The 15,299-nt window shown below is 47.7% G+C and carries 15 protein-coding genes; 10 read left to right on the top strand and 5 right to left on the bottom strand.

The window, feature by feature from the left end; all coding sequences use genetic code 11:
• Positions 1–249: 249 nt before the first annotated feature.
• The 7 genes from mce (at position 250) to GCA01S_RS06860 (ending at position 7,588) form a co-directional block, all read left to right on the top strand.
• Positions 250–666 carry a methylmalonyl-CoA epimerase gene (gene mce / locus GCA01S_RS06885; RefSeq protein WP_042408469.1) on the top strand — a complete coding sequence of 139 codons (417 nt, stop codon included), beginning with the start codon at positions 250–252 and terminating at the stop codon, positions 664–666.
• Between the two features lie 3 nt (positions 667–669).
• A complete protein-coding gene (locus GCA01S_RS06880; RefSeq protein WP_042408466.1) occupies positions 670–2,220 on the top strand; it encodes an acyl-CoA carboxylase subunit beta in 1,551 nt (516 codons plus the stop codon).
• 141 nt (positions 2,221–2,361) lie between these two features.
• Complete coding sequence (locus tag GCA01S_RS06875; RefSeq protein WP_017435249.1) at positions 2,362–3,480, top strand: tripeptidase T; 1,119 nt, start codon at positions 2,362–2,364, stop codon at positions 3,478–3,480.
• Positions 3,481–3,551: 71 nt separating this feature from the next.
• Positions 3,552–4,010, top strand: a complete 459-nt coding sequence (locus tag GCA01S_RS06870; RefSeq protein WP_042408462.1) for a chemotaxis protein CheW — start codon at positions 3,552–3,554, stop codon at positions 4,008–4,010.
• A 296-nt stretch (positions 4,011–4,306) separates the two neighbouring features.
• Positions 4,307–4,477, top strand: a complete 171-nt coding sequence (locus tag GCA01S_RS20495; RefSeq protein WP_017435252.1) for a hypothetical protein — start codon at positions 4,307–4,309, stop codon at positions 4,475–4,477.
• Positions 4,478–4,655: 178 nt separating this feature from the next.
• Entirely contained in the window at positions 4,656–6,068 is a 1,413-nt protein-coding gene (gene gndA, locus GCA01S_RS06865) for an NADP-dependent phosphogluconate dehydrogenase (protein ID WP_017435253.1), read from the top strand.
• 152 nt (positions 6,069–6,220) lie between these two features.
• Entirely contained in the window at positions 6,221–7,588 is a 1,368-nt protein-coding gene (locus GCA01S_RS06860; protein WP_042408475.1) for a glycoside hydrolase family 1 protein, read from the top strand.
• A gap of 47 nt (positions 7,589–7,635) precedes the next feature.
• Here the strand turns inward: GCA01S_RS06860 and GCA01S_RS06855 are convergent, their stop codons facing one another.
• Complete coding sequence (locus GCA01S_RS06855; RefSeq protein WP_017435255.1) at positions 7,636–8,253, bottom strand: cyclase family protein; 618 nt, start codon at positions 8,251–8,253, stop codon at positions 7,636–7,638.
• A gap of 20 nt (positions 8,254–8,273) precedes the next feature.
• Positions 8,274–9,752 (bottom strand): glucose-6-phosphate dehydrogenase, encoded by a 1,479-nt coding sequence (zwf, locus tag GCA01S_RS06850; protein ID WP_221198336.1) that lies wholly within the window; start codon positions 9,750–9,752, stop codon positions 8,274–8,276.
• Between the two features lie 188 nt (positions 9,753–9,940).
• Here zwf and rnz point away from each other — a divergent pair, with 188 nt between their 5' ends.
• A complete protein-coding gene (gene rnz / locus GCA01S_RS06845) occupies positions 9,941–10,867 on the top strand; it encodes a ribonuclease Z (protein WP_017435257.1) in 927 nt (308 codons plus the stop codon).
• Between the two features lie 21 nt (positions 10,868–10,888).
• Here rnz and namA read toward each other — a convergent pair whose 3' ends face one another.
• A complete protein-coding gene (namA, locus tag GCA01S_RS06840; protein WP_017435258.1) occupies positions 10,889–11,911 on the bottom strand; it encodes an NADPH dehydrogenase NamA in 1,023 nt (340 codons plus the stop codon).
• Positions 11,912–12,001: 90 nt separating this feature from the next.
• Positions 12,002–12,844, bottom strand: coding sequence for a pyrroline-5-carboxylate reductase ProI (proI, locus tag GCA01S_RS06835; protein ID WP_042408457.1), 843 nt, complete (start codon positions 12,842–12,844; stop codon positions 12,002–12,004).
• Between the two features lie 465 nt (positions 12,845–13,309).
• On the opposite strand from proI, the gene GCA01S_RS06830 reads away from it, so the two are divergent.
• Positions 13,310–14,275 (top strand): MBL fold metallo-hydrolase, encoded by a 966-nt coding sequence (locus tag GCA01S_RS06830; RefSeq protein WP_017435260.1) that lies wholly within the window; start codon positions 13,310–13,312, stop codon positions 14,273–14,275.
• Entirely contained in the window at positions 14,272–15,060 is a 789-nt protein-coding gene (locus tag GCA01S_RS06825; RefSeq protein ID WP_017435261.1) for an SDR family NAD(P)-dependent oxidoreductase, read from the top strand. Before GCA01S_RS06830 ends, GCA01S_RS06825 begins: the two co-directional genes overlap by 4 nt.
• 26 nt (positions 15,061–15,086) lie before the next feature.
• On the opposite strand, the gene GCA01S_RS06820 is transcribed toward GCA01S_RS06825, so the two are convergent.
• The gene (locus GCA01S_RS06820) at positions 15,087–15,290 is read right to left on the bottom strand and encodes a YqzH family protein (RefSeq protein ID WP_244380190.1); all 204 of its coding nucleotides are present in this window, start codon (positions 15,288–15,290) and stop codon (positions 15,087–15,089) included.
• Positions 15,291–15,299: the final 9 nt, after the last annotated feature.

Here is a 15,299-nt window from a genome sequence, read left to right as displayed (position 1 = left end):
GGCTCGCTGTCAGCGACGGCGCCCGTCGCACACCATTCCTTCCCTCGGTCCGTACACGACAACGATTTTAGCAACCAGGTCTACACCTCCTTCTGCAAGACGGGCGTTTCTGTTTACCATTGTACAGTGGCGGAAAAATAAGGACAAGGGAAAAACTTGTCCATGATTGTCATGAAAAAGCAGGATTTTTTGTCGAAAGAGCGAACATACATAATGTTCACATTATTTTAACAGCAAAGGGGATTGACAATGAACGTAAAAAAGGTTGATCATGTCGGCATCGCCGTTAAATCGCTTGAGAAAACGCTGCCATTTTATGTCGATATACTGCAGCTAAAATTTCTCGGCGTGGAGGAAGTAGAATCGGAAAAAGTAAAAGTCGCCTTTTTGAAAGCAGGAGAAACGAAAATCGAACTGCTTGAACCTACATCGCCGGAAAGCGCGATTGCAAAATTTATTGAAAAGCGCGGTGAAGGGATTCATCACGTCGCGCTTGGAGTGGACGATATACAAGAACGGATCAACGAGTTGAAAGAAAAAAGAATTCGCATGATTCAAGAAACGCCAAAACGCGGCGCCGGCGGTGCGCTTGTCGCCTTTATGCATCCGAAGTCAACCGGAGGAGTTTTGTACGAACTTTGCGAGAGAAAGGATGCGGAGGTGTAAGCGATGGCTGACATGTATGACAAAATTAATGAGCTGTATGACCGGCGCCGCGAAATCGAGCTTGGCGGCGGCGATGATAAAATTGAAAAGCAGCACGCCAAAGGAAAACTGACCGCGCGCGAACGCATTGATTTGCTTCTCGACGAAGGGACGTTTGTCGAGTTGAATCCGTTTATTGAACATCGCTGCACCGATTTTGGCCTTGATGGAAAAAAAGGCCCTGGAGACGGCGTTGTGACCGGATACGGGAAAATCAACGGCCGCACCGTATTTGTCTTTTCACAAGATTTCACGGTATTCGGCGGTGCGCTTGGAGAAATGCACGCGAAAAAAATCGCCAACATTATGGATTTAGCGGCTAAAACGGGAGCGCCAGTCATCGGTCTGAATGATTCCGGTGGCGCGCGCATTCAAGAAGGGGTATTGTCGTTAGACGGATATGGACATATCTTTTACCGCAACGCCATTTATTCCGGTGTCATTCCGCAAATTTCCGTCATTATGGGACCATGCGCGGGCGGCGCTGTCTATTCGCCGGCGATCACCGATTTTGTATTCATGGTCGAAAAGACGAGCCAAATGTTTATTACAGGTCCGAAAGTGATCGAAGCGGTGACGGGAGAAAAAATTAGCGCTGAAGATTTAGGCGGTGCCCGCGTCCATAACACGATCAGCGGCAACGCCCACTTTTCCGGAGCAACCGAGGAAGAAGTGCTCCATCAAGTACGGCAGCTATTAAGCTATTTGCCGCAAAACAGTCAAGAAAAACCGCCGTTTGGCCCGATTCCAAACGAAGACGACTATCGTCCCGATTTAGCCGATGTCGTGCCGATTGATGCGGTCCGGCCGTATGATGTGCGCAACGTTATTTTGCAGGTCGTCGATGAAGGCTCGTTTATGGAAGTACAAAAAGATTTCGCGAAAAACATCGTTGTTGGCTTTGCCCGCATCAAAGGCGAAGTCGTCGGGCTGGTGTGCAATCAGCCGAAATTTATGGCCGGCGGGCTTGACATTGATTCGTCTGACAAAGCAGCGCGCTTTATCCGCTTCTGCGATTCATTTAACATCCCGCTTATTACGTTTGAAGATGTCACCGGCTTTTTCCCAGGCGTCAAGCAGGAGCACGGCGGCATCATTCGCCACGGCGCGAAAATTTTGTATGCGTATTCTGAAGCGACGGTTCCAAAAATTACTGTCATTTTGCGGAAAGCATACGGCGGCGCGTATGTGGCGCTTAACAGCAAGTCGATCGGTGCCGACGTCGTTTACGCGTGGCCGAACGCCGAAATCGCCGTGATGGGGCCGCAAGGAGCGGCGAACATTATTTTTGCGAGCGAAATCGAAAACAGTCCGAATCCGGAAGAAACTCGCGCGCAAAAGATTGAAGAATATCGGCAAAAGTTTGCCAACCCATATGTCGCTGCCAAATACGGCATGATCGATGACGTCATCGACCCGCGCGACACGAGAATCAAGCTTATTCAGGCGCTGGAGATGCTCCGACATAAACACGAGGAACGCCCTCAGAAAAAGCATGGCAATATTCCGCTATAAAATAGTAAACCCCGCTGTCCATTCGTGGCAGCGGGGTTGATTCATTCGCTTCTTATTCTTCAAAAACAATTTTTCGCAATCATTGGCAAAATCGGTTATACTTTTAAGTGAGTACATACATAAGCAGGAGGAAGAATGAAGATGATCAATCAGCAACGTTTGGTCGACGAATTTTTGGAACTCGTGCAAATCGATTCGGAAACAAAGCATGAAGGAGAAATCGCCAAAGTATTAAAGCAAAAATTCGAAGCGCTTGGACTGCATGTCATCGAAGATGATGCCGCGGCAAAAACCGGACACGGCGCCGGCAATTTAATTTGTACGTTAGAGGCGACAAAAGAAGGTGTTGATCCGATTTATTTCACGTCGCACATGGATACAGTCGTGCCGGGAAAAGGCGTCAAGCCGTCGATTCAAGACGGATATGTCGTCACCGATGGAACAACGATTTTAGGAGCGGACGATAAAGCGGGCTTGGCGGCGATGTTTGAGGCGATTCGCGTCTTAAAAGAGCAAAACATTCCGCACGGCGTGATTCAATTTATTATTACTGTAGGGGAAGAATCTGGGCTTGTCGGGGCGAAAGCACTCGATTCGTCATTGATTCAAGCAAAATTTGGCTATGCGCTAGACAGCGACGGCAAAGTTGGCAACATTGTCGTTGCCGCTCCGACACAGGCGAAATTGAAAGTCGTCGTGCACGGCAAAACGGCGCATGCCGGTGTCGCTCCAGAAAAAGGAGTATCAGCGATTACGATTGCCGCAAAAGCGATTGCAAAAATGCCGCTTGGACGCATTGATGAAGAAACGACGGCAAACATCGGCCGCTTTGAAGGCGGAACACAAACAAATATCGTTTGCGACCGCGTCGATATTTTAGCAGAAGCGCGCTCCTTAGTGCCTGAAAAAATGGAAGCGCAAGTCGCGAAAATGAAGGAGGCATTTGAAACGGTTGCGGAAGAAATGGGCGGACGTGCGGAAGTAGAGGTTGAAGTCATGTATCCAGGCTTTAAGTTCGGCGACGGCGACCATGTTGTCGAAATTGCGAAACGTGCCGCGGCAAAAATCGGGCGTCCTTGTGAATTATTGCGCAGTGGCGGCGGCAGCGATGCGAACGTTATTGCCGGTTTCGGCATTCCGACGGTCAACTTGGCGGTCGGCTACGAAGACATTCATACGACGAATGAACGCATGCCGATTGAAGAGCTTGTCAAATTAACGGAAATGGTTGTCGCAATCGTTGAAGAAGTAGCGAAATAATAACGGGGCATCCATGTTTGGATGCTCCTTCTATATAAGAAGAGTTGTGAGCAATGAGGGGAGACGGTGGAATGAACAAGTTTGTTGTTTTTCAGCTCGAGCGCGAGCAATATGCGGTTCCGATCGAATATGTCATTTCCATTGAAAAAATGGTGGAGCCGACCATTATTCCGCAAATGCCTGACTATATGGTCGGGGTCGTTCGCATTCGCGGCGAGTTGGTGCCGGTGCTTGATACACGCAAACTGCTGTACGAGCGTTCATTTGAAGAAACGGACAAGACGCGACTGGTCGTCACCACGGCTGAAGATATTTCCGTTGCCTTTATTGTCGATGAGGCAAAAGAGATTCTCGATATTCCGGAAGAAGCGGTAAAGCAAGTCAATATGCTTGCCTATCAGCAAACACCTTATCTTGTCGGGGTCGCCAGCCTGCCGGAGCGGTTGATTATATTAATGGACCCGAACCGATTATTTGCCCATTTGGAAGAAGCAGACGAGATTAAGGAGCATATCCATAGTCACCAATGATTGGTGGCTTTTTCCTTAGACAGTGATGATATTGTGGTTCATGATGATCAGGCGATCAATTTGCAGATCGTTCGAATGATTGTCGAAAAACATCTGGAGGATTTTCGCGAGTATGCGAAGCAAGTGCTGGCGCAAGAAGACGAGGAATAGTGATGAGGGGTTGCTGTACGCAGCCTTTTTATTTTTAGGTGTTTGCCCATACATTTTTGTATTCCGCACATATCCTAGAAAAGGAGAGAACGAACTCCACTCGTTTTCTTGTCATTACCACGTGAAGTGCCAAAGGAGGATCTTAAATGGACGAAAGACAATTTGGAATGTATCCGGGTGGCGGATACTATCCGTATCATCATTATCCGTATCATCATTACCCGTATTATCCTTATTACTATCATCACCACTATCATTACCCGCACTATCCGCACTATCCATACGGCCATCAATACGGCGGATATGGCGGATATTAAGATTATCTTAAAGAGTCCTGGGTTCGGGACTCTTTTTTTATTTAAGAAATATCGTGTTACGTACGCGGCAAGCTTTTCTAAATCGCTCTAAATGTAATTCAAAACTTGATATGATAAAATGAACTGTGGTATGTTCTTTCATGAACAAATAAAAAGTTATAGAAAGGAACGTTTGACGATGGCAAAACAACAAATTGGCGTCATTGGGTTAGCAGTAATGGGAAAAAACCTTGCGTTAAATATTGAAAGCAAGGGATATTCAGTTGCCGTGTATAACCGTTCCCGCGAAAAGACGGATCAATTTTTACAAGAAGCGCAAGGAAAAAATATTGTTGGTACATATAGCATTGAAGAATTTGTCAATGCGCTTGAAAAACCGCGGAAAATTTTGTTGATGGTGAAAGCGGGCGCACCGACGGACGCAACCATTGAACAATTAAAGCCATATCTAGAAAAAGGCGATATTTTAATCGATGGCGGCAACACGTATTTCAAAGATACACAGCGCCGCAACAAAGAATTAGCCGAACTTGGCATTCATTTTATCGGCACGGGCGTTTCCGGCGGCGAAGAAGGCGCATTAAAAGGCCCGTCGATCATGCCGGGCGGTCAAAAAGAGGCGCATGAGCTTGTGCGCCCGATTTTCGAAGCGATCGCCGCGAAAGTGGACGGCGAGCCGTGCACGACGTACATCGGTCCGGACGGCGCCGGCCATTATGTAAAAATGGTGCATAACGGCATTGAATACGGCGATATGCAGCTCATTGCCGAAGCGTACTTCTTGCTGAAGCATGTGCTTGGCTTAAATGCCCAAGAATTGCACGAAGTATTTGCTGAATGGAATAAAGGCGAATTAAACAGCTATTTAATTGAAATTACGGCCGATATTTTCACGAAAATCGATGAAGAAACAGGCAAGCCGCTTGTCGATCTGATTTTAGATAAAGCCGGTCAAAAAGGAACAGGGAAATGGACAAGCCAAAATGCGCTTGATTTAGGAGTGCCGCTTCCAATCATCACGGAATCGGTGTTTGCCCGCTTTATTTCTGCAATGAAAGATGAGCGCGTGAAAGCGAGCAAGCTTCTTTCCGGTCCGGCGGTGAAACCGTTTGAAGGCGATCGCGCCCACTTTATCGAAGCGGTGCGCCGAGCGCTTTACATGAGCAAAATTTGTTCGTATGCCCAAGGTTTCGCACAAATGAGAGCAGCGTCTGAAGAGTATAATTGGAATTTGCAATACGGCAATATCGCGATGATTTTCCGCGGCGGCTGCATCATTCGCGCCCAATTTTTGCAAAAAATTAAAGAAGCATACGATCGTGATCCACAGCTGCCAAACTTATTGTTGGATCCGTATTTCAAAGACATCGTCGAAAATTATCAGGAAGCGCTGCGTGAAATTATTGCGATTGCCGTCATGCGCGGTATCCCAGTTCCGGCGTTCTCGAGTGCATTAGCTTATTACGACAGCTACCGGACAGAAACATTGCCGGCAAACTTAATTCAGGCGCAGCGCGATTATTTTGGTGCGCATACGTATGAGCGCGTCGATAAAGAAGGTATTTTCCACACAGAATGGCTGAAAAAATAATAGGTGAAAACCCCAACCGCCAAGCGGTTGGGGTTTTTGTTTTTTTTATATAGACGTTTTATCTAGTTATCTGTTATTATTTTAAATAGGTATATACATATTTAAATAAAATAATATATAAATTTATATGACAGAAGAGGGGTATAAAAATGATGGATCAATCACGTCGAAATATTATTCCAGATGGGTTTCTTTGGGGAGGCGCGGTTACCTCTTTCCAAACGGAAGGAGCATGGAATGAAGGGGGAAAAGGGCTGTCGATCGTCGATGCCAGACCGATACCGGAAGGGCACTCCGACTGGAAAGTCGCTGTTGACTTTTATCATCGCTACAAAGAAGATATCGCGTTGTTTAAAGAGTTAGGTTTTAATGCATACCGTACAAGCATCGCCTGGACTCGGATTTTCCCAGACGGCGAAGGGGAAGTAAACGAAGAGGGTCTGGGGTTTTACGATGCGGTGTTTGATGAACTATTGGCGAATGGGATTCAGCCGGTCATTACCCTTTACCACTTTGACTTGCCGCTTGCTTTGGCGAAAAAATATAACGGCTTTGCTTCGCGAAAAGTGGTCGACTTATTTGAAACGTATGCAAGAACGGTATTTGAACGCTATCGTGATAAAGTGAAATATTGGCTTACGTTTAATGAACAAAATCTCGTATTAACGAATCCGCATTTATGGGGCGCGACATTGCCGGAAGGGGAGGATCCTGAGGCCTTCGCCTATCAAGTATGCCATAACGTATTTGTCGCTCATGCGAAAGCGACAAAAGCGCTTCATGAAATCATTCCCGATGCAAAAATGGGCGGAATGGTCACCTATTTGACGACATATCCGGCGACGTGCAAGCCGGAGGATGCGCTGGCAAACATGAAAGCGAAAGAACTTTTAGTCGATTTTTATTTCGATGTGTTTGCCCGCGGCGCTTATCCGAAATATGTGACTCGCCGTTTGGAAGCGAAGGGGATCATGCCGGTATTTGAAGAAGGAGATGTAGAGCTGTTAAAAGAAAACACGGTTGATTATTTATCTTTCAGCTATTATCAAAGTCAAACGGTGCGCCATACGGAAGAAACGGGACAACTAATTTCCGGATTAACGCCAAATCCATATTTAGAAAAAACGGAGTGGGGCTGGGCCATCGACCCAATCGGACTACGCATCGCGTTAAAAGATATATACGCCCGCTACGAGATGCCGATTTTTATTACGGAAAACGGAATAGGAGTCAAGGAAGAATTGAACGAGCATGGCACCGTCGAAGACGATTACCGCATCGATTATTTGCGCAGACACATTGAACAAATGAAACTGGCGATGGAGGAAGGCGTCGAAGTCATCGGCTATTTAATGTGGGGATCAACTGATATTTTAAGTTCGAAAGGGGAAATGAAAAAACGGTACGGGGTTATTTTCGTCAACCGTGATGACACCGATTTGCGCGATTTAAAACGGTATAAGAAAAAAAGCTTTTACTGGTTCCAGCGCGTCATCGCGACCAATGGAGAAGAGCTGTAAAAAGAGAAAGCACCCTTGGCCCAGGCTAAGGGTGCTTAATGATTCTCTTATAAACTTTCCGTAAATAATAGCACACGCGCCGGTGCGGCGTCCGTGCCGACGAGTTTGAGCGGTGCGGCGACCATAAAATATGAACCTTCTGGCACCTCTTTTAGCCGCAGCCCTTCAATGACGATCACACCTGCGGAAAATAGCGTTTTATGCGTCGGATGCCCCGGCTGGCTTCGCTCAATGCCCAGAGCATCGATGCCGACGCCGCGGATCTTTTTATCGGCGAGGTATCGCGCCGCATCTTCGGCTACATAAATAAACTCAAAGTTAAACGCGTCTTCAAGCGAGTTTTTCGTCTTGAACAAGACAAAATCGTTTTCTTGAATGTCTAAAGCGGCGATGTCGTCTTTCGAAATTTTGTCGCTGACATGCGTTAGATCAAACAATTTGCATGGGCCGACGAGGCGGTCGAGAGAAATCGTTTCAAACGTTTCGCCGCCTTTGACCATATGAAGCGGCGCATCAATATGCGTGCCGGTATGCACGTCCATGTCGATGCGCGATTCCGTGACGTAGTCGTTTGTCACGCTTGTTAGTTTCGGCTGTTTTTCCGGCTTATTTTTATATACAGGCATTCCTTCAAAAATGGGTGCAGTAACATCATAAAACTTCATCACTAAGCGTTCTCCCTTCTTTATTGATGATAATGAATGGGCCACCAATGGAATCCATCTTTTTTCAGTAATGCATCAGAAGCTTTCGGTCCCATCGATCCGGCTTCATAGTTTGGAAAGTCGACTGCTTTTGTGTTTTCCCATACTTCTGAAATAGGGTCGACAAATTGCCATGACGCGGCTACTTCATCCCAGTGCGTAAAGTTGGTGGCGTCGCCGTGCATGCAGTCATACAACAGCTTTTCATACGCTTCCGGCGTGTTAATGCCGTCGATGCAGTTGTTGCAGTAATCTAGTTCGATCGGAGCCGTTTTCATGCTTTCGCCGCTTTTTTTGCCGTTTAAATGAAGGGTGATGCCTTCATCCGGCTGAATGTGGATGATTAACAGGTTTGGTTCGATTTTTTCATTTGTTCGGTAATACAAGTTCATTGGTACATCTTTAAATTGAACGACAATTTTCGTTGATTTTTCCGTCATCCGCTTGCCGGTGCGAATGTAAAACGGCACGCCGGCCCAGCGGAAATTGTCGATCATCAGCTTTCCGGCGACAAACGTTTCCGTGTTAGAATTCGGATCAACGTTGTTCTCCTCGCGATAGCCGACAACTTCTTTTCCATTCACAACGCCTCTGCCGTATTGTCCGCGTACAAAATATTGATCTACTTCCTCATGGGAAATTGGCCGAAGCGCGCGCAGCACTTTTACTTTTTCGCTGCGGATTTCGTCGGTCGTCAGTTTAATCGGCGGCTCCATCGCCAAGAGCGCAACCATCTGCAGCATATGGTTTTGCACCATATCGCGCAGCGCCCCTGAATGGTCGTAATAGCGGCCGCGGTCCTCCACGCCAAGCGTTTCGCTGGAGGTAATTTGAATGTTGGAAATAAAGCGGTTGTTCCAAAGAGGTTCGAAAATCGCGTTCGAAAAACGGATCACCTCGATGTTTTGCACCATTTCCTTGCCAAGATAATGGTCGATCCGGTAAATTTCGTTCTCCGAAAACACTTGGCGAATTTCTTCATTCAGTTTTCGGGCGCTTTCAAAATCATGGCCAAACGGTTTTTCAATGACGAGGCGCTTCCAGCCGTTGGTTGCCGTAAGGCCTTCCGATTTTAGGCGCGATGTAACCGTACCGAAAAATTCCGGCGCCATCGCTAAATAAAAAATGCGGTTGCCATTGCTATGGTATGTGTCATCAAGCTCCTCAAGCAGCGACTTTAGCTGCCGATAGGAGGCGGTATCGGTCACATCAAATGGATGATAATAAAAATGGGATACGAATTGTTCATTGTTTAGCTCTTGCCGGAGCGCGTTTTCTATCGATTCGCGGACATAGTTGCGAAATTCATCGTTTGACAGCGGTCGGCGTGCGACTCCGACAACGGCAAACTCCTCAGACAAATTTCCTTTTTCATATAAACGGTAAATGGAGGGGAACAGTTTGCGCTTTGCCAAATCTCCCGTAGCGCCAAAAATCACGATTAATGATTTCGGATTCATGTTGTTCACGGTATGTACCTCGCTTTAGCCAAATTTGTCTCTTCAAGTAAATAATTGTAGAGATTTATGGCGGTGAACGCAAACATTTTAGCGTTTTGTTATAAAAGAGTGTTGAAATCATCCGGCAACCATTGGTACGCTAACAACAGGCGACCATCATAGATCGTTTTGCATAAGGAGTGGGTGTTTTGGAGCTATTGTTTTTAGGTACAGGGGCGGGAGTGCCGGCAAAGGAACGAAATGTTACAGCGATTGCGCTGCAGCTGTTGGAAGAACGCGGGGCGACATGGCTGTTTGACTGCGGCGAGGCGACACAGCATCAAATCTTGCGCACATCCATTCGTCCGCGTCGCATTGAAAATATTTTTATTACTCATCTTCACGGCGATCATATTTTCGGATTGCCGGGACTGCTTGGCAGCCGTTCTTTTCAAGGCGGGGAAACGCCGTTAACGGTGTACGGACCGAAAGGAATTCGCGCGTTTATAGAAACGGCGATTTCCGTTAGCTTCACCCGGCTGAAATATAATTTGCAAGTGGTAGAAATCGAGGAAGGAACGGTGTTTGAAGATGAACGGTTTGCGGTCATCGCCAAACAGCTTGATCACGGCGTTCCTTCCTATGGTTTTCGCGTTGTGGAAAAAGATTTGCCTGGCACGCTTTTAGTTGATAAATTAAAGGCGCTCGGCATTCGTCCAGGTCCGATTTATCAGGAAATTAAGCTTGGGAAAACGGTGAAGCTAGAAGATGGGACGGTCATTGACGGCCGCGAGTTTGTCGGTCCGCCGCAAAAAGGAAGAATAGTTGCGATCCTTGGCGATACGCGCTATTGCGAAGCAAGCATCGAGCTGGCCAAAGAGGCGGACGTGCTGGTGCATGAAGCGACGTTTGCCGCGGAAGAAAGCGATTTGGCGCACGATTATTTTCATTCCACCGCCGTGCAGGCAGCGGAAGTGGCAGTGCGCGCCGGCGCCAAAAAACTGATTTTAACGCATATCAGTTCACGTTATCAAGGAATGCTAAGCGAACAATTGCTCGTAGAGGCAAGAAACGTGTTTCCAAACACAGAATTGGCTGCCGATTTTTCTTCCTTTGCTATTGCCCGCAAAAAATAAGGCTGCCGAACATCGGCAGCCTTAAAAACGCCATCCTCGTTCGTATTGCACCGGCGCAGGGATCGTCGTTCCCAACTCTTTGGCGGCGGCGTATGGCCAATATGGATTGCGCAGCAATTCGCGTGCGAGAAACACTAAATCGGCGCGTCCGTTGCGCAAAATTTCTTCCGCCTGCCATCCGGAAGTAATCAAGCCGACCGCTCCAGTAGCGATTTCTGCTTCGCGGCGAATCAATTCGGCAAACGGAACTTGGTACCCCGGATACGCGTTAATCGTTGCCGGAACGACCGCACCGGAGCTGACGTCGATCAAATCGACGCCTTGTTCTTTCATGCGCTTGGCGTATGGAATGTAATCTTTCGCCGTCAATCCCTCCGGATGATAATCGGAAGCGGAAATGCGGACAAAGAGCGGTCCGTCCCATACTTGCCTTACCGCATCGATCACTTCCCCTAAAAAGCGGTAGCGGTTTTCCGAGGAACCGCCGTATTCATCTTGCCGTTTGTTGGCAAGCGGCGATAAAAATTCATTAATCAAATAGCCGTGGGCGCCGTGAATTTCAATGACGTCAAAGCCGGCCTCCTTCGCGCGGCGCGCTCCGTTTTGAAACGCTTGAATCGTTTCTTCAATGTCCGTTTTCGTCATTTCTTTTGGCGTCCGTGTTTTTTCATTAAACGGAATCGCCGAAGGAGCGATAATTTCTCCTTCCACCTCCGCTTTGCGCCCGGCGTGGGCAAGCTGAATGCCGATTTTCGCGCCGTGTTCTTTCACTAGCGAAACTAATTCGCGCAAGCCGTCTACATGTTCATCGCTCCAAATGCCTAAATCGCGGGCGGAAATTCTTCCTTGCGCTGTAACGGCCGTCGCTTCGACGATAATCAGCCCGACTTGGCCAACCGCACGTGTCGGATAGTGGATTTTATGCCAAGTTCGCACTTTCCCGTCTTCCGTGTCGCACGAATACATGCACATCGGGGACATGACAATCCGGTTTTTCAGCGTCACGCCGCGGATCGTATACGGTGAAAAAAGCATCGTTTCCATTTGGCTATTCTCCCTCCAAGTCTTGTATCATTCTTCCAATTGAATGATAGCACGTTTTTTGAGGGAAACAAAATCAAACGCCTTATCATGTCATGATTGCATAGCCGCGGAAGAAAGTAACGCTTTTCCTAATTCCTCCGACCGCTCCGTCGCCCGTTTAATGCAAGCAGCGACCGCCTCTTGAAAACGGTATTGTTCCAGCACTTGGATGCCGGCTTCCGTTGTTCCGCCCGGGCTTGTGACTTCTTTGCGCAAGATGGATGGATGTTTGCTGGTTGACTGCAGCATGTGCGCGGCGCCGATAATCGTTTGCAAAATTAATGGTTTCGCTACAGAGCGGTCAAGGCCAATTTCTTCGGCTGCTTTTTCCATCGCTTCGACTAAATAATATACGTAGGCAGGACCGCTCCCGGAAAGGCCGGTGACGGCATGCAGATCCTGTTCGGGAACGATCGCAACGATGCCGACGGTCTCAAACAGTTTTTTGGCAATCGCTACATGGGCGGCTGTTGCAAAGCGGCCTTGGGAAATGGCCGTAGCGGATTGGCCGATGGCGGCCGATGTATTCGGCATTGCCCGAATGACAGCCACATTTTTGCCGACTAAAGAAACAATCGTGTCGGTGGTGACGCCGGCTAACAAGGAAATGATCAACTGATGCCCGTGGATTGCTGAGGCGACAGCGCCCATTGCCTCCGCTACATCTTTTGGTTTCATCGCTAAAATAATAATATCCGCCTCTTTGACTGCTTTTCTTTTATCCGTTTCGCTGCGAACCCCGTATGTTTTGTTCATGTATTCAAGCCGTGTTCGGTCGCAGCGGTTGGTCACGATAATTTGTTCAGGCACGTACAGCGTCTTTGTCATCCCGGAAATAAGCGATTCCGCCATGGAGCCAGCTCCGATAAACGTAATGGTTGGTCTGTTTTTCATCGCTGCATTCCTCCTTCTTGTTTAGAAAATAAAAAAGACCTTCATCCCCAAAAAGGACGGAAGGTCTTTTATTCCGCGGTACCACCTTTTTTGGCTCTGCCGGCAACTATCCCGAAAAAGAGCCCACCTCTGCACCGATAACGCCGGTGATGCGTTTAGGTTTTCCTAACAGCTCATAGGGTAGGTTCAACCATGAAGAGGGTAATGAAACCTTCCAGCCCCTGGGTTTCACTCTCTGGCTACCATTCATGGTTTACTGGCCCTACTCATCGCCCATTTGCAAATATTAATTTGTTTGCAATTATGCAATGAAATAAAGGGTGTTGTCAATAGAAAAGAGACAAAATTTTTTATATTTTTTTGCGAATTGTTTAAAAAAAATGACAAACAGCGAAAATCAGTGTAAACTGTAAAATAATGAATAACGATTCATTTTTTATTGCTGGAAAGAAGGGGAATGCAATCATGAAGGAACGCGTTTACCGCATTACTGTGCCAACACCGTTTCCGGTCGGAAATGTAAACATGTATGTTATTGAAGGCGACAACTTGACGCTGATTGATGCCGGAGTGAAAACGGAGGAGGCGTGGCAGTCGTTTCAACAGCAACTTCGCGAATTAGGCTACACTCCTCGAGACATTGATCAAGTCGTGATTACGCATCATCATCCTGATCATGTCGGACTGATTGATTATTTGTCTGAGGAAATTCCGGTCATCGGGCATAAAAAAGCGGACCGCTGGGTTCGCCAAGACGAGACGTTTTTTCAGCAGCAACAGCAGTTTTTTGCGCAGTTTTTAGTCGAGTGCGGCGTTGACCAGTCATTTATTGCTCAGTTGCCTCAGTTGCGCCGCTCTCTTCGCTACGCATGCCGCCGTCCGCTTGCCGGTACGGTCCAAGAAGGGGATTCTTTGCCGGGGCTGCCGCATTGGAAAGTAATCGAAACGCCGGGGCATGCGCAAAGCCATGTTGTATTTTATCGGGAAACGGATGGGGTGATGATCGGCGGCGATCATTTATTGCTCCATATTTCGCCGAATCCGATGATGGAGCCGCCTTTTGTCGGGGAGACGGAGCGGCCGAAGCCGCTATTGCAGTATAACGACTCCTTGCGGAAAATGCTCCGTTATGATATTGCTTATTGCATGACAGGGCATGGGGAAGACGTGACCGACGTACCCGCTTTAGTGGAAAAGCGGCTCCGCAAACAGCGGGAGCGCGCCGAGCAAGTGCTAGAAATGATCAAGCAAGGTCCGCATACCGTATTCCAAGTTTGCCAAAAGCTATTTCCTGCCGTCTACCGGCAAGAGTTTATGCTGACGATGTCGGAAACGATCGGGCAGCTGGATTACTTGGAAGCAAACGGTGCGGTGAAAAAGAGACAGACAGGGGATTATTACGTGTATGAAGCGGTGGAGGTGTCTGTTTGAAACTAGAGGGAAAACATATTGTCATCACTGGAGCGTCGGGCGGCATCGGTGAGCAAATCGCCTATGAAGCGGCGCGGCAAAAAGCGGTTCCGATCCTCTTGGCCAGAAATGTAGAAAAGCTGCAAGCGATCGCACAACAAATTGAACGTACATATCGCGTGCCATGCCATTATTTCCGTCTGGACGTAAGCGACATAGCCGCGGTGGAAGATGTATTTCAACAGTTGTTCGATCAGCTCGGCGCCGTCGATGTATTGGTGAACAATGCCGGTTTTGGCGTGTTCCGCTATGTGGAGGATATCGATGTTGAGGAAATGAAGGCGATGTTTGCCGTCAATGTGTTTGGCTTAATCGCCTGTACGAAAGCGGTATATTCCCATATGAAGGCGCGGCGCAGCGGCCATATTATCAATATCGCTTCGCAGGCGGGAAAATTAGCCACGCCAAAATCAAGCGTATATGCCGCCACCAAGCATGCCGTGCTTGGGTTTACGGACAGTCTGCGTATGGAAGCGGAACGATATGGGATTTTTGTAACGGCAGTCAATCCTGGGCCGATCCGCACCAATTTTTTTCAAGTCGCCGACCAATCAGGGGAATATGTGAAAAATGTGGAGCGCTGGATGCTTGCTCCGGAGAAAGTAGCGAAACGGGTGGTGTCCGTCATGATGACGCCGACACGAGAAGTCAATATGCCGCGCTGGATGAACGCAGGCAGCCAGCTGCATCGATTATTTCCATCACTCTTCGAAAAAGTGGCTAAACGGGCGTTTTTCAAAAAATAGCACTCCTTGCCAAAAAGCAAGGAGTGCTATTTCGTAATATAGTCGTAAATGACATCGTGGACGATTTCGTACAGATCCATGTCACCATCGTCCGTTTTTTTCGCTAAAATTTTCGCACATAACTGTTTCCATTCTTCGTTATTTAGCGGCAGTGATTCGTTGTCATATCCATATTGCAAAAAACAATTGCGAATGAGTTTACGCAGCCATTTTTCCTCCAATTGTGCCACTTCCTGAGC

This window comes from Parageobacillus caldoxylosilyticus NBRC 107762, assembly GCF_000632715.1.
GTDB classification, from domain to species: Bacteria; Bacillota; Bacilli; order Bacillales; family Anoxybacillaceae; genus Saccharococcus; species Saccharococcus caldoxylosilyticus.
Note: the sequence above shows the minus strand (reverse complement) of the source record. Positions and strands in the feature narration are given on the sequence as shown.